The organism is Pseudomonas sp. MIL19 (assembly GCF_028680365.1).
Taxonomy (GTDB): domain Bacteria; phylum Pseudomonadota; class Gammaproteobacteria; order Pseudomonadales; family Pseudomonadaceae; genus Aquipseudomonas; species Aquipseudomonas spirodelae.
The window spans coordinates 59367-77185 of sequence record NZ_JAPPVG010000015.1; the positions used below are offsets into that span (position 1 = coordinate 59367).

Here is a 17819-nt window from a genome sequence, read left to right on the forward strand (position 1 = left end):
CAGGCAGATCGAATCCACCAGCCGAGGAACCCCATGCGCATCATTCTGTTCAGCAGCAAGCCCTATGACCAACAGAGCTTTGACGCCGCGGGGTTCCCTGACGATTGGCAATTGAGCTTTCAGGAAGCCCATCTGCGCCAGGACAGCGCCGGCCTGGCCGCCGGTTACGAGGTGGTGTGCGCGTTTATCAATGACGACCTCAGTGCTGAGGTATTGCAGCAACTCGCGGCAGGCGGCACCCGGCTAATTGCCCTGCGCTCGGCCGGCTACAACCATGTTGACCTACACGCCGCACACGCCCTCGGCCTCGCCGTGGTACGGGTGCCTGCCTACTCACCGCATGCCGTTGCCGAGCATGCGCTGGCATTGATCATGACCCTCAACCGCCGCACACACCGCGCCTTCAACCGTACCCGCGAAGGTGACTTCTCCCTGCACGGGCTAACCGGCTTCGACTTGCATGGCAAACACGTTGGCATCATCGGCGCTGGGCAAATAGGCCTGAGCTTTGCGCGGATCATGGCCGGCTTCGGCTGCGCCCTATTGATCCATGACCCGTACCCGATTGCCGACCTACCCGCTGGCGCGCGGCAAGTCGAATTGGAGCAACTGCTCGAAGACAGCGACATCATCAGCCTGCACTGCCCGCTCAACACCGCCACTCACCACCTGATCGACGCCGCGCGCTTACAACAAATGAAGCCTGGCGCCATGTTGATCAATACCGGGCGCGGGGCCTTGATCGATACACCAGCCTTGATTGGCGCGCTGAAAAGCGGGCAACTGGGCTATCTGGGCCTGGATGTCTATGAAGAAGAGGCCGAGCTGTTCTTTGAGGATCACTCGCAGCAACCGCTGCAGGATGATGTATTGGCGCGCCTGCTGAGTTTCCCCAATGTGCTGATTACCGCGCATCAGGCTTTTCTCACCCACGAAGCGTTGGCGGCGATTGCCGGCACCACCCGCGACAATATCGCCGCCTGGCTGAGCGGAGCGCCAATCAATCAGCTACTTCCTGCCGCGTGATAGCATCGCGCATACATTTGGAGGATCCATGGCTGAACACGATTTTCGCTACAACTTGCTCAACCCCGAGCACACCCTGATCGAATGCCGCGCACTGGCACCCGGCCGCTATCAGGTCACCGGCAATGGCGGCTCGATCCAGAGCGGCGACACCCTGCTGGTCACCCTCAAAGGCAGCCGCGAGCTGTCCATGCGCCTGCACGCTGACAAGGTTCGCCACCTGATCAACCCACGCGGCCAGTGGGTGGCCGTGGCCACCGGCCCGGCTTTCGGCGAGCTGGCCATCTTCAATTGGCAGGTCAATTGCGACAGCTGCAATGCACAACTGGATTTCGAGTTCGCGGTCGATGCCACGCTCGGCAAAAAAGCCCAGGCGCCCGCCGCCGAAGCACGGATCAAAGAGCTCGGTTGGCTGTCGAAGAACGCCAAGCACCTATGTCCGAAGTGCATCAACAAGGAGGCTTCATGAACCGCACACTAGCCATTAGCCTACTGGCTGCAAGCCTTGCAGGCTGCGCCACATCCGCGCCGCAACTGGAAACCGAACAGACCTACCAAGTGGAATGGATCGGCGAACGCCCGCTGATCGACAACAGCCACTTAACCATCACCCTGGGTGATGATGGTCGCGCCTACGGTAACGCCGGCTGCAACCACTGGTTTGCGGGCTACACACTACAGGGCGATAAGCTCAGTTTCAGTGCCGCCGGCAGCACTCGCAAAATGTGCGCGCCAGCCCTGATGGAGCAAGAAGCGCGCTTTCTTGAGAGCCTGAGCACAGTGCAGCGCTGGGACTTCTCGCCCACTGAGCAGCTGCGTCTCTGGCCCGCACAAGGCAAGCCACTGCGCCTCTGGCCGGAAAGCAACTAAGCGCACACCCGAAGGGTCGCTGCCATGGATGGCAGGCCATAAAAAGGGAGCCCTAGGGCCCCCTTTTTTGTTGCGGCTGAAACTCAGTGAATGATCTGGCTGAGGAACAGCTTAGTGCGTTCGTTCTGCGGGTTGGTGAAGAAGGCGTTGGGCTCGTTTTGTTCAACGATCTCGCCTTTGTCGAGGAATATCACGCGGTTCGCCACGGTGCGGGCAAAGCCCATTTCGTGGGTGACACAGAGCATGGTCATGCCGTCTTCTGCCAGGCCGACCATGGTGTCGAGGACTTCTTTAACCATTTCTGGATCAAGGGCAGAGGTCGGCTCGTCGAACAACATGATCTTCGGTTTCATGCACAGTGCACGGGCAATCGCCACGCGCTGCTGCTGACCACCGGAGAGTTGCCCTGGGTACTTGTGCGCCTGCTCCGGAATGCGCACGCGCTCCAGGTAGTGCATGGCCACTTCTTCAGCTTCGCGCTTGGGCATCTTGCGCACCCACATAGGTGCCAGGGTGCAGTTCTGCAGCACGGTTAGGTGCGGGAACAGGTTGAAGTGCTGGAACACCATGCCCACTTCACGGCGCACCGCTTCGATGTGCTTGAGGTCGTGAGTCAACTCTGTGCCATCGATGATGATGCGACCCTGCTGATGCTCTTCCAAACGATTGAGGCAGCGAATCGCGGTCGATTTGCCAGAACCGGACGGGCCACACAGGACGATGCGCTCGCCCTGCTGCACGCTCAGGTTGATGTCCTTAAGCACATGGAACTGGCCGTACCACTTGTGTACACCCTCCATGAGGATCATCGGCTCAGCGCTGGTTTGTTTAATTGCTTCAGGCATTGAAAGGTCTCCTAACGCTTATGGCCGGTGTCCAGCTTGCGCTCCAGGTGTTGGGAGTAGCGGGACATACCAAAACAGAAAATCCAGAAAATTAGCGCTGCAAACACATAGCCTTCAGTGGCCATGCCCAGCCAAGCCGGATCGGTGGTGGCTTGCTTGATGCTGTTGAGCAAATCGAACAGACCGATGATGATCACCAGGCTGGTGTCCTTGAACAGCGCAATAAAGGTGTTAACGATGCCAGGGATCACCAGCTTCAAGGCTTGCGGCAGAATCACCAGGCCCATCATCCGCCAGTAGCCCAGGCCCATGGCCGCAGCGGCCTCGTATTGGCCCTTGGGAATCGCCTGCAGACCACCGCGCACCACTTCGGCGATGTAGGCCGACTGGAACAGAATCACCCCGATCAATGCCCTCATCAGCTTGTCGAAGCTCAAGCCCTCAGGCAGGAACAGCGGCAGCATCACCGAAGACATAAACAGCACGGTAATCAACGGTACGCCGCGCCAAAACTCGATAAAGGTTACGCAGATAACCCGGATGGCCGGCATATCCGAACGTCGCCCCAGCGCCAGCACGATGCCCAGCGGCAAGGCACCGGCAATACCCACAGCGGCAATCACCAGGGTCAACATCAAGCCACCCCAGCGGCTGGTCGACACCGTCGACAGGCCGAAAAAGCCGCCGTGCAGCAACCAATAAGCCAGCAGCGGATAGACCACCAGGAAAACCAGGCCGTAGATGGCTTTGCGTGGCATTTGTGGAATGAACAGCGGTGCGGCACCAATCACCGCCAACCACAGGGTCAGGTCAACGCGCCAGCGCAGTTCGGTCGGGTAAAAGCCGTACATAAACTGGCCGAAGCGCTGCTGCACAAACACCCAGCAGGCACCGCCGCTGGTGCAATCGGCGCGGGTAGTACCGGTCCAGTCAGCATCGATCAAGGCCCACTGAATCAGCGGCGGAATAATCAACCAGACCAGATAAACCGCGAACAGCGTCAGCAGCGTATTGAACCAGCTGGAAAACAGGTTGGCGCGCAGCCAACCGACCACACCAACGCTGAGCGCGGGTGGCGGTAGATCAGGTTTGAAGGTATGGGTTTGCATGGCTGCTCCTTACCGCTCGATCAGCGCAATGCGCTTGTTGTACCAGTTCATCAGCATGGAAATGCTGATACTGATTGCCAGGTACACGCTCATGGTGATGGCAATCACCTCAATAGCCTGACCGGTCTGGTTGAGTACCGTTCCGGCAAACAGCGAGACCATGTCCGGATAACCGATACCGGCGGCCAGCGAGGAGTTCTTCGCCAGGTTCAGGTACTGGCTGGTGAGCGGCGGAATGATCACGCGCAGCGCCTGCGGAATGATCACCAGACGCAAGGTCTTACCAGCAGGCAGGCCCAGGGAGCGGGCGGCCTCAGTTTGCCCGTGGCTGACCGCCATGATCCCGGAGCGTACGTTCTCGGCGATAAAGGCAGCGGTGTAGATGGTCAACGCCAGGGTCAGCGCCATTAACTCGGGTATCAGCACCCAGCCGCCACGGAAGTTGAAACCGCTCAGTTCCGGCACACTCCACTGCAGCGGGTTACCGCCCAGCAGGATGGCCAGCCCTGGCAAGCCGATCAACAGTGGAATCGCCCCCAGCGACACCGGAAATAGTTTGCCGGTGGCCTCAAAACGCGCCTTCGACCAACGCGACAACAGCACCACACCGATAATCGCGACAATCACCGCCCCCGCAAACAGACCGAAGTTGTCCGCAGGACTCGGCGCCGGCATATACAAGCCACGGCTGTTGAGGAAAAACGTCTCACCCACACCCATGCTTTGCCGCGGCCCTGGTAGGGCGAGCATCACGGCGAAGTACCAGAAGAAGATTTGCAGCAATGGCGGGATGTTACGGAATATCTCGATGTATACGGTTGCCAGCTTGCTGATCAACCAGTTCGGCGACAGACGCGCCACACCCAGTAAGAACCCCAAAAATGTTGCCAGTACGATCCCAATCACCGACACCAATAAGGTGTTGAGCAGGCCCACCACGAAAACACGCCCATAGGAGTTGCTTTCGTCGTAGTCGATCAGGTGCTGGGCAATACCGAAACCGGCGCTGTTATTGAGAAAGGAAAACCCAGAAGTAATCCCGCGTTTCTCTAGGTTGGTCTGGGTGTTGTCAAACAGGAACCAGCCGAGCGCCACAACGGCGATAACGGCAATAATTTGAAATAGCCAAGCGCGTGCCTTGGGGTCGGTCCAGACCGATCCACCGGGGCGCGGGGCATTTGCAGTGGTTTGCATAGGAGCCCTCTTGGAACCCTATGCCCGCATCGGCGGGCATAGGGTTCACATCAATCAGAACAATGCCGGCCACTCAGGGCGAGTGGCCGGCAACAGACGGTCAGCGCACCGGCGGTGCGTACTGCAGACCACCCTTGTTCCACAGGGCGTTGAGGCCACGTTCGATTTTCAGCTGGCTGCCAACACCGACGTTACGCTCGAAGCTTTCGCCGTAGTTACCGACTTGCTTGACGATCTGTACGGCCCAGTCCTTCGGCAATTTCAGGTCTTTACCAAACTCACCTTCAGCACCGAGCAGACGTGCTACGTCAGGGTTCTTGGTGGATTTGGCTTGCTCTTCAACGTTAGCCGAGGTGATGCCCAGCTCTTCAGCGTTGACCATCGCGTACAGCGACCAGCGCACGATGTCGAACCACTCTTCATCACCCTGGCGTACAACCGGGCCCAGCGGCTCTTTCGAGATCACTTCCGGCAGCACCACGTAGGAGTCTGGATCAGCCAACTTGATGCGCTGCGCATACAGCTGCGACTGGTCGGAGGTCAGTACGTCGCAACGACCTGCTTCAACCGATTTGGCGCTCTCGTCAGAGGTGTCGTAAGTGATGGGGGTGTACTTCAGGCCATTGGCGCGGAAGTAGTCGGAGAGGTTCAGCTCAGTGGTGGTACCGGCCTGGATGCAGACAGTTGCACCGTCAAGTTCCTTGGCGCTGGAAACACCCAGTTTTTTGTTAACCAGGAAGCCTTGACCGTCGTAGTAGTTAACGCCGGCAAAGTTCAGACCCAGGCCGGAATCGCGGGAGCTGGTCCAGGTGGTGTTACGTGAAAGAATATCGACTTCGCCAGACTGCAACGCGGTGAAGCGCTCTTTGGCGGTCAGTGGGCTGTACTTGACCTTGGTCGCATCACCGAATACTGCAGCAGCGACTGCGCGGCATACATCGACGTCGAGGCCCATGTAATTGCCTTTCTCGTCGGCGTAGGAGAAGCCAGGCAGACCATCACTGATGCCGCACTGAACAAAACCTTTCTTCTGGATTGCGTCCAAAGTAGCGCCAGCTTGAGCAAAACTGCTAACGCCGAGAACCGCGGCGGTGGTCAGTACTGCCAATGTGGATTTCACCATCTTCATTAAAACCTCCAGTTGCTTTTGTTGTGTTTGGAGTCTCGGTTCTTCCACCGTACCCTTGTGGGGCTCGTTGACTGTGTCGGCAGCAACACACTCAACCGGGGGCAAAACCATGGTTTGAGTCTAGTTGCCGATTGCTCCAGCGGCCATAAACTCTTACCGGCTCATTGTTTGAATGAGCAAGAGACAGGTAGCAAGTGACATGTCGCACAGCCTGCAGCGCCTAGTGAACCTATGAAGCCCCTTAGGGCGACTCGGTTTCCGCACCCCGTTGGGCGGCACTGTTACCACGACCAGGCAGCAGCATCAGCCTCTAGGGTTTATAGCAAGGGCCGTACCAGCCTCGCCGACCAAGCCCCAAACAGGCAGTACAAGAGCAAAACTTTCACCCTGGCGACATCTTCTTTCCATAATCACCACCTCCTATTTTTCACTTCGCACTAAATCAGTGCGATCGCACCACAGCGGAGCTTCAGATGACCGAACCCTTGATTCTTCAGCCCACACTTGCCGCAGACGCGTGCGTCATTTGGTTGCACGGCCTCGGTGCCGACCGTTACGACTTCATGCCTGTCGCCGAAGCCTTGCAACAGCGCCTGCACACTACCCGCTTCGTTCTGCCGCAAGCGCCAACGCAGTCGGTGACGATTAATGGTGGCTACGCCATGCCCAGTTGGTACGACATCCTGGCCATGAGCCCAGCCCGTGCGATCAATCGCGAGCAGCTGGAAGCGTCAGCCCAACAGGTTATCGAGTTGATTGAGGCGCAACGCGACAGTGGCATTGACCCGGCGCGCATCGTCCTCGCCGGCTTCTCCCAGGGGGGCGCAGTGGTCCTGCACACCGCCTTCTTGCGCTGGCAGTTCGCCTTAGGCGGAGTTATTGCGCTATCGACCTACGCGCCAACCTTTAGCGACGAGATCAGCCTCGCAGATACAAAAAGACAACTGCCGGTCCTGTGTTTGCATGGCACATTCGACGACATCGTACTGCCGGCCATGGGCCGCGCAGCCCATGACTACCTGAGCGCCTCCGGCGTCAGCGTGCAATGGCGTGATTACCCGATGGGCCACGAAGTGGTGAACGAGGAAATCCGCGATATTGCTGATTGGCTGGAGCAACGCTTAGGCAATTGAGCCTAAGAGTGAGAACGCCTATGCCGGACATCCCTGCGATCAAGACCTTGCGCGACATCCGCCAGATCGAGCAAACCCCACTGGCCGAGCGCGACCTGCCGACCAGCACCTACGAGCTGATCCGCCGCAGCGCAGCACGGCAGATGGATGCACCGGCCCTGTCTTTTATCCTCCAGGGCACGGCTGATGAGGTGGCTTACCGCCTCACCTACGGGCAATTGCTGGGCAAGATCACCCAGACCGCTAACGCCTTTCATCGCCTGGGCCTGCGCCCAGGTAAGGCCGTGTCGTTTCTGCTGCCCAACCTGCCGCAGACCCACTTCACCATCTGGGGTGGCGAGGCCGCCGGGATTGTTAACGCGATCAACCCACTGCTCGACCCGGAGCATATCGCCGAGCTGATCCAGGCCTCCAACTCAGAATTACTGGTCACCCTCGCCCCCTTCCCGGGTACCGACCTGTGGGCCAAAGTTGCAGGTCTGCGCGAGCAGCTGCCAGCGCTCAAGGCGATTATCTGCGTGGACATGGCCAACTTGCTGCCCGAGCCGCAACGCAGCGCCGTCAAGGAGCAGCGCGGGCCTTTGCCCGACGGGGTACTGGATTTCGATGAGCTGATCGCCAGCTGCCCGGATGACCACCTGGAAAGTGGCCGCGTCATTGCGCCGGATGACATTGCCAGCTACTTCCATACCGGCGGCACCACGGGCACACCGAAACTGGCCCCGCATAGCCACGGCAACGAAGTCGCCATGGCGTACAGCATGAACCTGGTAACCCGCTTCGCGCCCGGAGATGTCACGCTCTGTGGCCTGCCGCTGTTCCACGTTAATGGGGTGATTGTCACCGGCCTAACCGCCTTTATCGGCGGCGCCGAGGTGCTGCTGGCCACGCCGCAGGGGTATCGCAACCCCGCGTTAATCAGCAATTTCTGGAAAATCATCGAACGCCACGAGGTTAGTTTCTTCAGCGGTGTTCCGACTATTTATGCCGGCCTTCTCCAGGTGCCGAGCGAAGGCCATGACCTCAGCTCGCTGAAATATGCCCTGTGCGGTGCCGCACCGATGCCGGTGGAACTCATACGCCAATTCGAGAGCAAAACCGGGCTGACCCTGATTGAAGGCTACGGCCTGACCGAGGGCACTTGCGGTAGCTGTGCCAACCCACCCATCGGCGAGCGCCGCCCAGGCTCCATTGGCCTGCCGATGCCGTATTGCGACGTGACGATCAAGGTGCTCGATGAACAGGGCAACTATTTAAGGGACGCTGCGCCCAATGAAATTGGCAACCTGTGCATCCGTGGCGCGACGGTGTTCAACGGCTACCTGCAAAGCAGCAAGAATGCCAACATCTGGGTCGACGGTAACTGGTTCAATACGGGCGACCTGGGCCGAATAGATGCTGATGGCTACATCTGGCTGACCGGCCGCAGCAAGGACCTGATCATCCGCGGCGGCCACAACATCGACCCGCAGATGATCGAAGAAGCGCTACACAAGCACCCTGCCGTGGCCATGGCAGCGGCGGTCGGCAAGCCTGACGAGAAGGCCGGCGAGCTGCCCGTGGTGTATGTGCAGCTCAAGCCCGGCGCGCACGCCAACGAAGCCGAGCTGTTGGCGCATGCCGCCCTGCACATCCCCGAACGCGCGGCGATCCCCAAGGACGCCTGGATCATCGAGAGCATTCCACTGACCGCCGTGGGTAAAACCTTCAAGCCGGCGCTGCGCTTCGACGCCATTGCGCGCGTCTACCAGGCGGCATTGCTGGAGCTTGATCAGCGCGTGCGCGTTGAAGTCCTCAGCGATGACAAACGCGGTCAAGTCGCCCACATCCACCTGCCCGCCGGGCAAACCAATCTGGCAGCAGCCATCACTCAGCGTCTGGCCGGTTTTGCCGTGGCCATAGAGCTGCATCCGGCCGACTAAGCAATAGGTCAGCGCCAGGATTGCGCTGAAGTTGTGACCGACCATTCAACTTCAGTACCACTGGTCGCGCCAGGGCACGACAAGGATTGTCAGCCCACAGGCGGCGGAATATGGTCATATTTGGTAATCGTCCTAAAAGCAGGGAGCGTTAGCGATGCCCCGTCCCTCCAACACACTATTGCGCCTGTTAACCCCATGAAACACGCCCATTGGCAGGCCGATCTGCAACAGCTGCGTCGTCTGCGGTTGTTCAATAACGTTGCTGCCAGCAGCATCGACCATCTACTCAAAGACTTCCGGGCCTGCGATCTGGAAGCGGGTGATGTGCTGCTCTCGCCCGCCCATCGCAACCAATACCTCTACCTGCTGCTCAAAGGCCAACTCAAGGTCTACCTGGGTTCACTCGACAGCCAGGCTGTCAGCACCCTAGTCGTTGGCGACTGTGCGGGGGAAATCAGCTTTATCGACAACGAACACCCGTCTGCCTTTGTCGTCGCAACCGAGCCCTGCTGCGTGCTGCGCCTGCACCGTGAATCGCTGTTCAACTTGTTCAAGCAATCGCCCACGCTCATGCAAAACCTGCTGGAATTGCTCTGCGAGCGCGTGCGCCAAGGCAACCGGCTTATTCTCGACAGTGAACAGACCGCCAATATCGACGCACTGACCGGTGCCTATAACCGCCGCTGGCTGGAACACATCTTCGAGCGCGAAAGCACCCGCTGCGCCTTCAACCGCAAGCCCCTGTGCATCCTGATGCTCGATGTTGATCACTTCAAAGCCTACAACGACCAGCACGGTCATCTGGCCGGTGATTATGCACTGTGCCTACTGACCAATACCCTGCGCAACCAATTACGCCCCATGGACAGCCTGACCCGCTTCGGCGGTGAAGAATTCCTCATTCTGCTGCCGGAAGTCAGTGCTGAAGAGGCCCGCAGCATTGGTGAACGACTGCGTATAGCCCTGCACCAGATCAGCTCCTTCCACTCGCCGATTGGCGTACTGCCAGGTGTGACCGTGTCCATTGGTCTGGCGCAGATGCAGCCAAAGGACAGCTTGCAAGGCCTTATATCCCGCGCCGACAGCGCGCTGTATCAGGCCAAGCAGCAAGGCCGCGACTGCCTCTGCGGCTAATCCTACGAGCATCATCGCGTCGACCGTGCCAGGCTTTTAGCCTCCCATAGCGGCGCGGTAGCCATCCATCACACTTACTCGCTACCCTTGCTAAAGTGCTGCGCATAACAACAACGCCGGATGGCTCCTGACTATGCGCAAAACCCTAATTACCCTCCTGGTTCTTATACTGATCGCTGCTGCCAGCGTATTGGCCCTACCCTCACTGCTTGACCGCAAAATGAACAGCGTCGAGTCCCCAGCGCCTTACCCTGCCAGCGAACCAGCCAAGCAACTGCATAAGCAGTTGTTTATCGCCGACCTGCACGACGATGCCTTGCTCTGGGAGCGCGATCTGCTCAAACGCTATGACTTTGGCCACTCCGACCTGCCGCGCATGCTTGAAGGCCACGTCGGTTTGCAGGTGTTCTCCACCGTCACCAAAACGCCCCGCGGCCTCAATTACGAGCGCAACAGTGCTGACAGCGACAACATCACCCTGCTGGCCATGGCCCAGCGCTGGCCTCGGAAAACCTGGAACAGCCTGCTGCAACGGGCGCTCTACCAGGCGCACAAGCTCAATGAAGCCAGCGCCAACAGCGATGGCCGCCTGGTAATGATCAAGAACCGCAGCGACCTGGCCCGCTTTATCAGCGCCGGGCAACAAGACCCGCAACGCGTGGCGGCAATCCTCGCCACCGAAGGTTTGCAGCCGATCGAAGGCAAGCTGGAGAACGTCGATGTACTCTACGAGGCAGGTTTTCGTATCGCGGGTCTTACTCACTTTTTCGATAACGAAGTCGGCGGCTCCGCCCATGGCTTGGAAAAAGGCGGCCTTACACCGCTGGGCCGCCAGGTGATCAAGCGCCTGGAAGCGAAGGCCATGCTGATCGACCTGGCCCACGCCTCTCGCCCACTCATCGATGACGTACTCGGCATGGCGACGCGCCCAGTGCTGGTCTCGCACACAGGCGTCGAAGGCACCTGCAAAGGCACCCGCAACCTGAGCGACAAACACCTGAAGGCCATCGCCGCCACCGGCGGAGTAATCGGCATCGGTTACTGGGATGCGGCTGTCTGCGCCACCTCGGTCGAAGCCATCGTTAACGCCATTCGCTATACCGTCGACACGATTGGCGTCGAGCATGTGGCGCTGGGGTCGGACTTCAATGGCACCATCCATGCGCCCTTCGACGTTACCGGCTTGCCGCAATTAACCGAAGGCCTGCTTAAGGCTGGCTTCAGCCATACCGAGATTGCCGCCATCATGGGCGGCAATGTACAGCGCTTGCTACTCAGCAGTCTGCCAGCCAACTGAAATCTCTAATGGCCTGCTAAAAGATGCGATCTGGCGCGGCACTTCGCCGCGCCGGCTTCTTGCATTACACTGGCGGCTGTTCACTCCTTAACCAATTGATGAGATGACCGTGCTCAAAGCACTTAAGAAAATGTTCGGCAAGGCCGAGGGCGAGCAATCCAGCCCAATAACAACAACGCCTGTAACGCCCAGCACACCACGCGTCCAGCCTGACGCCACTGCTGAAAAACCCAGCCCCAGCGCTGCACCACGCGAGAGTAAAAGCGTGGAAAAACCGTTACCGAGCAAGGCAAAACCGGTGAAACCGCGCCGCGAACGCGCAGCCAAACCAGTCGACACATGGAAACTGGAAGACTTCGCCGTAGCCCCGGCCGAAGGCAAAACCCGCTTTCATGATTTCAAGCTCGCCCCCGAGCTGATGCACGCCATCCATGACCTTGGCTTCCCTTACTGCACGCCGATCCAGGCGCAAGTGCTGGGCTACACGCTCAACGGCCGCGACGCCATTGGCCGCGCCCAAACCGGTACGGGCAAGACGGCTGCTTTCCTGGTCTCGATCATCACCCAGCTGCTGCAAACGCCCCCGCCAAAAGAGCGCTACATGGGTGAGCCGCGGGCGCTGATCATCGCGCCGACGCGTGAGCTGGTGGTGCAGATTGCCAAAGACGCCGCCGACTTGACCAAGTACACCGGCCTCAATGTGATGAGTTTTGTCGGCGGCATGGACTTCGACAAGCAACTCAAGCTGCTTGAGTCGCGCTTCTGCGACATTTTGGTGGCCACACCGGGGCGCTTGCTCGACTTCAACCAGCGCGGTGAAGTTCACCTCGATATGGTCGAAGTGATGGTGCTGGACGAAGCCGACCGCATGCTCGACATGGGTTTTATCCCGCAAGTACGCCAGATCATCCGCCAGACCCCGCCGAAGGGCGAACGCCAAACGCTGCTATTCTCCGCGACCTTCACCGAAGACGTGATGAACCTGGCCAAACAGTGGACCACCGACCCAGCGATCGTCGAGATCGAGCCGGAAAACGTCGCCAGCGACACGGTCGAGCAGCACGTCTATGCCGTAGCCGGTAGTGACAAATACAAGCTGTTGTACAACCTGATCAGCCAGAACGACTGGATCCGCGTGATGGTCTTCGCCAACCGCAAGGACGAAGTACGCCGCATCGAAGAGCGCCTGACCCGCGACGGCATCAGTGCCGTGCAAATGTCCGGTGACGTGCCGCAGCACAAACGCATCCGCGCACTGGAAGGCTTCCGTGAAGGCAAGATTCGCGTCATGGTCGCCACCGACGTCGCTGGCCGCGGCATCCACGTTGATGCGATTAGCCACGTAATCAACTTCACCCTGCCGGAAACGCCAGACGACTACGTACACCGTATCGGTCGTACCGGCCGCGCCGGCACCAGCGGGACGTCCATCAGCTTTGCCGGCGAAGACGACGCCTACGCCCTGCCCGCCATTGAGGCGCTGCTAGGCCGCAAGATCGCCTGCGAAATGCCGCCTGACGAGCTGCTTAAGCCGGTACCGCGCAAGAACTGATCGGCGCGTAACAAAAAGGCGAAGCCCCAGGGCTTCGCCTTTTTTATATCCGGTGTTTTGTACAGGCTGGCTATTTTCCGTCTACAGAGTACACAGGCGGCGCTTTAGCGGTATTAAACCGGACCAATCGCTGCGTCACTCGATGGAGAGGCTGGGCTTTGCTCAGCGCTAACCGATTACCTGCAAACAACACCTAAAAAACTGGCCATCAGGGCGCAAACAACTCCAACTGTTCCTGCTCCCCGCGCAGGTCATGCAAGCGCACGCCAACACCGAGCAGGCGCACGGCCTTGTTGCCTCGGGCAAAAGCCGCGCTCAGCAAGCGTTTATAGCTGTCCAGATCACGCCGCGCACCCGCTTGTTCCAGGGTGGTTTGACTGAAATCATGAAATTTTATTTTGACGAAGGGTTTGTCCGGCCGATACGTCCGGTCCAGCCGTGCCATGCGCGTTTCCAATTGTTCCAGCAACGCAGGGAGTTGCTCCAGGCAAGCTGCTAGATCAGGCAGGTCCTTGTCGAAGGTATTTTCCACACTGACCGACTGACGCCGGCTGTCGTTGCGTACCAGGCGCTCATCAATACCCTGGGCAAGCCCCCACAAACGCTCACCAAAACTGCCGAACTCCTTGACCAAGGCCAGCTTGTTCCACTCACGCAGGTCGCTGCAGGTACGAATGCCCAAACGCCCGAGCTTATCCGCCGTGACCTTACCCACGCCGTGCAGTTTATTCACCGGTAACGCGGCGACAAAATCGTCCACTTCACTGGGCGTGATCACAAACAAACCATTGGGCTTCTTCCAGTCACTGGCGATCTTGGCGAGAAACTTATTCGGCGCCACCCCCGCAGAAACAGTGATGTGCAACTCCTGCGACACGCGCCGTCGAATATCCTGGGCGATGCGTGTGGCGCTGCCAGCAAAATGCGGGCTGTCGCTTACATCCAGGTAAGCCTCATCCAGCGACAAGGGCTCAATCAGCTCGGTGTAATCACGAAAAATCGCCTGAATCTCCCGTGATACCGCCCTGTAGACCTCCATGCGCGGCTTGACGATCAGCAAATCCGGGCACAGTTTCAGCGCCTGGCCTGAGGCCATCGCAGAACGCACACCGTAACTGCGCGCCTCATAATTACAGGTGGCAATCACCCCGCGCCGATCCGCCAGCCCACCGACCGCCAGGGGCTTGCTCGCCAGGCTCGGCTCATCACGCATCTCGATGGCGGCATAAAAGCAATCGCAGTCAACGTGGATGATTTTGCGGCTATTCATGGTCAACGCCAGCAATCCTGCCGCTACTGTGCGGCTGAGCTCACGGGGGCGGCTGGCTTGGCGTCACGCTCCGCATCGTCTGGCTTGCTGATATAGGACTGGATAATCAAAATCACGATCAACATAAACGCGGCCAATGGCAACAGCTTGGTCTTCGCCGTCAGCGACGCGCCACAACTTGGGCAAGTCTTCGCGTCGTTAGAGACCTGGGCACCGCAGGACTTGCATTCACCACTCATAACATTGCTCCCATTCAATGGGCACGGACTCTAGCCCAACAGTCCCGCCACAGGCTATGACCAAAGCATTCGCCACACTGCTGTTAAGCCACGGCCTAGCGTTCAAGCGCATACACCCGCGCAAAATGGCTAAAACCCGAATAAAATCGACTTAAACCTACATTCAGGTTGACATGATTTATTCAGGCGCTACAATTGGCCCCGCGGAATGGAGCAGTCTGGTAGCTCGTCGGGCTCATAACCCGAAGGTCGTCGGTTCAAATCCGGCTTCCGCAACCAAATATTAAAAAGACCACTCAATGAGTGGTCTTTTTTTTGCTTCGATTTAATCGAAGACCATAAATCCCAGCCAACCACTTCTGCATGCCTGAGCAGAGCGACCTCGATGCAATACCCATCGACCGCTCTTAACCGCCACAGCCCTCGCCTGCCAAGGGCTGAACGCGCGACAGCGATCAACCGAGACTCAGCCCTCCCTCGATATCGCCACCCCAGCGATTTAAGTTATTGATTAAAAACCACTAATCGATTGACAAGAGGCCGTATCTATATAGAATAGCCAGCGCGGGATGGAGCAGCCTGGTAGCTCGTCGGGCTCATAACCCGAAGGTCGTCGGTTCAAATCCGGCTCCCGCAACCAAATACTCAAAGAAGGCCACTCAAACGAGTGGCCTTTTTTGTTTCTCGCCTATCGCACGCCTAAGCATTTGATTAAAAACACTTTTTTGTTGACAGCAGGCGATTTCTGTATAGAATCAACGGCGCGGAATGGAGCAGTCTGGTAGCTCGTCGGGCTCATAACCCGAAGGTCGTCGGTTCAAATCCGGCTTCCGCAACCAAATATTAAAAAGACCACTCAATGAGTGGTCTTTTTTTTGGCCGCGATTTAAGTGATCGAGCTCAGCAACGCTTAAGTATTGCCAGCCTAAACTGTAGGGGCCATCACCTACCCCACTCGGAACCCACACCATCATGTCCTGGAAAAATACCGAATCGCGCTACGGCAGCCTGTCCATCGCGTTGCATTGGCTGATGCTGATTCTGATTGCCGGCGTTTATGCCTGCATCGAGCTCAAGGGTAACTTCCCTAAAGGCAGCGACATGCGCGAACTGCTCAAGCAATGGCACTTTATGCTCGGCCTCGCGGTATTCGCCTTGGTTTGGCTGCGCCTGCTGGCACGTGCAATCGCACCCACACCAACAATCACCCCTGCACCGCCAGCCTGGCAGACCATCACGGCCAAGCTGATGCACCTGGCGCTCTACGCCCTGATGATCGGCGCACCACTGGCTGGCTGGTTGATCCTCAGCGCTGCCGGCAAACCCATCCCGCTCTTCGGTCTGGAACTGCCGGCCCTGCTCCCGCCCAACAAACCACTGGCTGGCGACATAAAAGAGTGGCACGAGCTGGCTGGTAGCGCCGGTTACTGGCTGATTGGTCTGCATGCTGTCGCCGGGTTGTTCCATCACTTCTTCGTACGCGATAACACCCTGACGCGCATCCTCCCGAGCAAGCAAGCCTGAACCCACCACTCCCCTACAGCAGGCGACGCTCAGCGCTGGTCAATTGGCAGCGTCGCCGCTAGAATTGCGCACTTTTTGATCAGAGACGCAACAAGCGTCCAGCATCCGTCCGTACACGCCTGAGGTTAACGCCATGTCCACCCCCGCCACGCCGAAAGTCGGCTTTGTATCACTCGGTTGCCCCAAGGCGCTGGTGGACTCCGAACGCATCCTCACTCAGTTGCGTATGGAAGGTTATGAAGTGGTACCGACCTACCACGATGCCGACGTGGTGGTGGTCAACACCTGTGGCTTTATCGACAGCGCCAAGGCTGAATCCCTGGAAGTGATCGGCGAAGCGATCAAAGAAAACGGCAAGGTTATCGTCACCGGCTGCATGGGCGTGGAAGAAGGCAGCATCCGCGACGTGCACCCCAGCGTGCTCTCGGTCACCGGCCCGCAGCAGTACGAGCAAGTGGTTAATGCGGTGCATGAAGTCGTACCGCCGCGCCAAGACCACAACCCGTTGATCGACCTCGTGCCGCCACAGGGCATCAAACTCACCCCGCGCCACTATGCCTACCTGAAAATTTCTGAAGGCTGCAACCACAGCTGCAGCTTCTGCATCATCCCCTCCATGCGCGGCAAGCTGGTCAGCCGCCCTGTGGGTGAAGTGCTCAGCGAAGCCGAGCGCCTGGTCAAAGCCGGCGTTAAAGAGCTATTGGTGATCTCCCAAGACACCAGCGCCTACGGCGTTGACGTCAAGTACAAGACCGACTTCTGGAACGGCCAGCCGGTGAAAACCCGCATGACCGAAATGTGCGAAGCCCTGTCGAGCATGGGCGTATGGGTGCGCCTGCACTACGTCTACCCCTACCCGCACGTCGACGAACTGATCCCATTGATGGCCGCCGGCAAGATCCTGCCGTACCTGGATATCCCCTTCCAGCACGCCAGCCCGAAAGTGCTGAAAGCCATGAAGCGCCCCGCCTTCGAAGACAAGACCCTGGCGCGCATCAAGAACTGGCGTGAAATCTGCCCAGAACTGACCATCCGCTCAACCTTTATTGTCGGTTTCCCTGGCGAGACCGAAGAAGACTTCCAATACCTCCTCAACTGGCTGACCGAAGCCCAGCTCGACCGCGTCGGCTGCTTCCAGTACTCGCCCGTCGAAGGCGCACCGGCCAACCTGCTCGACAACCACGTGCCGGACGACATTAAGCAAGATCGCTGGGACCGCTTTATGGCCCACCAGCAAGCCATCAGCAGCGCCCGCCTGCAGTTGAAGGTTGGCAAGGAAATGGACGTGCTGATCGACGAAGTCGACGACCAAGGCGCCGTCGCCCGCTGCTACGCCGATGCCCCGGAAATCGACGGCAGCGTGTTTATTGCCAGCACCGAGGTTAAGCCAGGCGAAAAAGTACGCGTGCGTATCGTTGATGCGGATGAATACGACATGTGGGCCGAGCTGATCTAAAGCCTACAGCCTAAAAAGCCCCGCACATGCGGGGCTTTTTTATGGTGCGCCAGGCATGGCGCGTAGCGCCGTGACTGGCGCTGTCGGGTTCACTGTGGTGGTGAGCCTGGCGACTTGGA

Annotated in this window: 16 protein-coding genes and 3 tRNA genes; 13 read left to right on the forward strand and 6 right to left on the reverse strand. The window is 58.6% G+C overall.

The window, feature by feature from the left end:
• Positions 1-33: 33 nt before the first annotated feature.
• Genes N1078_RS12010 through N1078_RS12020 form a run of 3 tightly spaced genes read left to right on the forward strand, consistent with a single transcriptional unit; the run spans position 34 to position 1896 of the window.
• Positions 34-1026, forward strand: coding sequence for a 2-hydroxyacid dehydrogenase (locus tag N1078_RS12010; protein WP_274088412.1), 993 nt, complete (start codon positions 34-36; stop codon positions 1024-1026).
• A 28-nt stretch (positions 1027-1054) separates the two neighbouring features.
• On the forward strand, positions 1055-1495 hold the full coding sequence (locus N1078_RS12015) for a hypothetical protein (RefSeq protein ID WP_274088413.1): 441 nt from the start codon (positions 1055-1057) through the stop codon (positions 1493-1495).
• Entirely contained in the window at positions 1492-1896 is a 405-nt protein-coding gene (locus N1078_RS12020; protein ID WP_274088414.1) for an META domain-containing protein, read from the forward strand. The genes N1078_RS12015 and N1078_RS12020 overlap by 4 nt, the downstream gene beginning before the upstream one ends.
• Positions 1897-1979: 83 nt before the next feature.
• Here the strand turns inward: N1078_RS12020 and N1078_RS12025 are convergent, their stop codons facing one another.
• The 4 genes from N1078_RS12025 to N1078_RS12040 all read right to left on the reverse strand — a co-directional run bounded on the left by N1078_RS12025 (position 1980) and on the right by N1078_RS12040 (position 6173).
• Positions 1980-2741: an amino acid ABC transporter ATP-binding protein gene (locus N1078_RS12025; protein WP_274088415.1), complete on the reverse strand. Its 762-nt coding sequence runs from the start codon at positions 2739-2741 to the stop codon at positions 1980-1982.
• Positions 2742-2752: 11 nt separating this feature from the next.
• Positions 2753-3850, reverse strand: coding sequence for an amino acid ABC transporter permease (locus N1078_RS12030; protein WP_274088416.1), 1098 nt, complete (start codon positions 3848-3850; stop codon positions 2753-2755).
• Positions 3851-3859: 9 nt separating this feature from the next.
• Positions 3860-5044 (reverse strand): amino acid ABC transporter permease, encoded by a 1185-nt coding sequence (locus N1078_RS12035; RefSeq protein WP_274088417.1) that lies wholly within the window; start codon positions 5042-5044, stop codon positions 3860-3862.
• A 100-nt stretch (positions 5045-5144) separates the two neighbouring features.
• Positions 5145-6173 (reverse strand): amino acid ABC transporter substrate-binding protein, encoded by a 1029-nt coding sequence (locus N1078_RS12040; RefSeq protein WP_274088418.1) that lies wholly within the window; start codon positions 6171-6173, stop codon positions 5145-5147.
• A gap of 473 nt (positions 6174-6646) precedes the next feature.
• Between N1078_RS12040 and N1078_RS12045 the strand changes: the two genes are divergently transcribed.
• From N1078_RS12045 to rhlB, 5 genes are all read left to right on the forward strand, one after another.
• Positions 6647-7306 carry an alpha/beta hydrolase gene (locus N1078_RS12045; RefSeq protein ID WP_274088419.1) on the forward strand — a complete coding sequence of 220 codons (660 nt, stop codon included), beginning with the start codon at positions 6647-6649 and terminating at the stop codon, positions 7304-7306.
• Positions 7307-7326: 20 nt separating this feature from the next.
• Positions 7327-9228 carry an acyl-CoA synthetase gene (locus N1078_RS12050; RefSeq protein ID WP_274088420.1) on the forward strand — a complete coding sequence of 634 codons (1902 nt, stop codon included), beginning with the start codon at positions 7327-7329 and terminating at the stop codon, positions 9226-9228.
• Between the two features lie 195 nt (positions 9229-9423).
• Positions 9424-10362: a GGDEF domain-containing protein gene (locus tag N1078_RS12055; protein ID WP_274088421.1), complete on the forward strand. Its 939-nt coding sequence runs from the start codon at positions 9424-9426 to the stop codon at positions 10360-10362.
• A gap of 133 nt (positions 10363-10495) precedes the next feature.
• Positions 10496-11659, forward strand: coding sequence for a dipeptidase (locus N1078_RS12060; protein WP_274088422.1), 1164 nt, complete (start codon positions 10496-10498; stop codon positions 11657-11659).
• Positions 11660-11768: 109 nt separating this feature from the next.
• Entirely contained in the window at positions 11769-13211 is a 1443-nt protein-coding gene (gene rhlB, locus N1078_RS12065) for an ATP-dependent RNA helicase RhlB (protein ID WP_274088423.1), read from the forward strand.
• Positions 13212-13419: 208 nt separating this feature from the next.
• Here the strand turns inward: rhlB and dinB are convergent, their stop codons facing one another.
• Both dinB and N1078_RS12075 read right to left on the reverse strand, forming a co-directional pair.
• On the reverse strand, positions 13420-14481 hold the full coding sequence (gene dinB / locus N1078_RS12070; RefSeq protein ID WP_274088424.1) for a DNA polymerase IV: 1062 nt from the start codon (positions 14479-14481) through the stop codon (positions 13420-13422).
• Between the two features lie 23 nt (positions 14482-14504).
• The gene (locus N1078_RS12075) at positions 14505-14720 is read right to left on the reverse strand and encodes a zinc-ribbon domain-containing protein (RefSeq protein ID WP_274088425.1); all 216 of its coding nucleotides are present in this window, start codon (positions 14718-14720) and stop codon (positions 14505-14507) included.
• Between the two features lie 202 nt (positions 14721-14922).
• Here N1078_RS12075 and N1078_RS12080 point away from each other — a divergent pair.
• The 5 genes from N1078_RS12080 (at position 14923) to rimO (ending at position 17700) form a co-directional block, all read left to right on the forward strand.
• Positions 14923-14999, forward strand: a tRNA-Met gene (locus tag N1078_RS12080).
• Positions 15000-15283: 284 nt separating this feature from the next.
• Positions 15284-15360: transfer RNA gene (locus tag N1078_RS12085), tRNA-Met, on the forward strand.
• Between the two features lie 122 nt (positions 15361-15482).
• A tRNA-Met gene (locus N1078_RS12090) sits at positions 15483-15559 on the forward strand.
• A 133-nt stretch (positions 15560-15692) separates the two neighbouring features.
• Positions 15693-16244, forward strand: coding sequence for a cytochrome b (locus N1078_RS12095; RefSeq protein WP_274088426.1), 552 nt, complete (start codon positions 15693-15695; stop codon positions 16242-16244).
• A 133-nt stretch (positions 16245-16377) separates the two neighbouring features.
• Positions 16378-17700 carry a 30S ribosomal protein S12 methylthiotransferase RimO gene (rimO, locus tag N1078_RS12100; RefSeq protein WP_274088427.1) on the forward strand — a complete coding sequence of 441 codons (1323 nt, stop codon included), beginning with the start codon at positions 16378-16380 and terminating at the stop codon, positions 17698-17700.
• The last annotated feature ends 119 nt before the right edge of the window (positions 17701-17819 follow it).

Bases quoted from the DNA above. Each gene is read 5' to 3' on its own strand.
- N1078_RS12010 (WP_274088412.1), top strand. From the start codon at position 34: ATGCGCATCATTCTGTTCAGCAGCAAGCCCTATGACCAACAGAGCTTT.
- N1078_RS12015 (WP_274088413.1), top strand. From the start codon at position 1,055: ATGGCTGAACACGATTTTCGCTACAACTTGCTCAACCCCGAGCACACC.
- N1078_RS12020 (WP_274088414.1), top strand. From the start codon at position 1,492: ATGAACCGCACACTAGCCATTAGCCTACTGGCTGCAAGCCTTGCAGGC.
- N1078_RS12025 (WP_274088415.1), bottom strand. From the start codon at position 2,741: ATGCCTGAAGCAATTAAACAAACCAGCGCTGAGCCGATGATCCTCATG.
- N1078_RS12030 (WP_274088416.1), bottom strand. From the start codon at position 3,850: ATGCAAACCCATACCTTCAAACCTGATCTACCGCCACCCGCGCTCAGC.
- N1078_RS12035 (WP_274088417.1), bottom strand. From the start codon at position 5,044: ATGCAAACCACTGCAAATGCCCCGCGCCCCGGTGGATCGGTCTGGACC.
- N1078_RS12040 (WP_274088418.1), bottom strand. From the start codon at position 6,173: ATGAAGATGGTGAAATCCACATTGGCAGTACTGACCACCGCCGCGGTT.
- N1078_RS12045 (WP_274088419.1), top strand. From the start codon at position 6,647: ATGACCGAACCCTTGATTCTTCAGCCCACACTTGCCGCAGACGCGTGC.
- N1078_RS12050 (WP_274088420.1), top strand. From the start codon at position 7,327: ATGCCGGACATCCCTGCGATCAAGACCTTGCGCGACATCCGCCAGATC.
- N1078_RS12055 (WP_274088421.1), top strand. From the start codon at position 9,424: ATGAAACACGCCCATTGGCAGGCCGATCTGCAACAGCTGCGTCGTCTG.
- N1078_RS12060 (WP_274088422.1), top strand. From the start codon at position 10,496: ATGCGCAAAACCCTAATTACCCTCCTGGTTCTTATACTGATCGCTGCT.
- dinB (WP_274088424.1), bottom strand. From the start codon at position 14,481: ATGAATAGCCGCAAAATCATCCACGTTGACTGCGATTGCTTTTATGCC.
- N1078_RS12075 (WP_274088425.1), bottom strand. From the start codon at position 14,720: ATGAGTGGTGAATGCAAGTCCTGCGGTGCCCAGGTCTCTAACGACGCG.
- N1078_RS12095 (WP_274088426.1), top strand. From the start codon at position 15,693: ATGTCCTGGAAAAATACCGAATCGCGCTACGGCAGCCTGTCCATCGCG.
- rimO (WP_274088427.1), top strand. From the start codon at position 16,378: ATGTCCACCCCCGCCACGCCGAAAGTCGGCTTTGTATCACTCGGTTGC.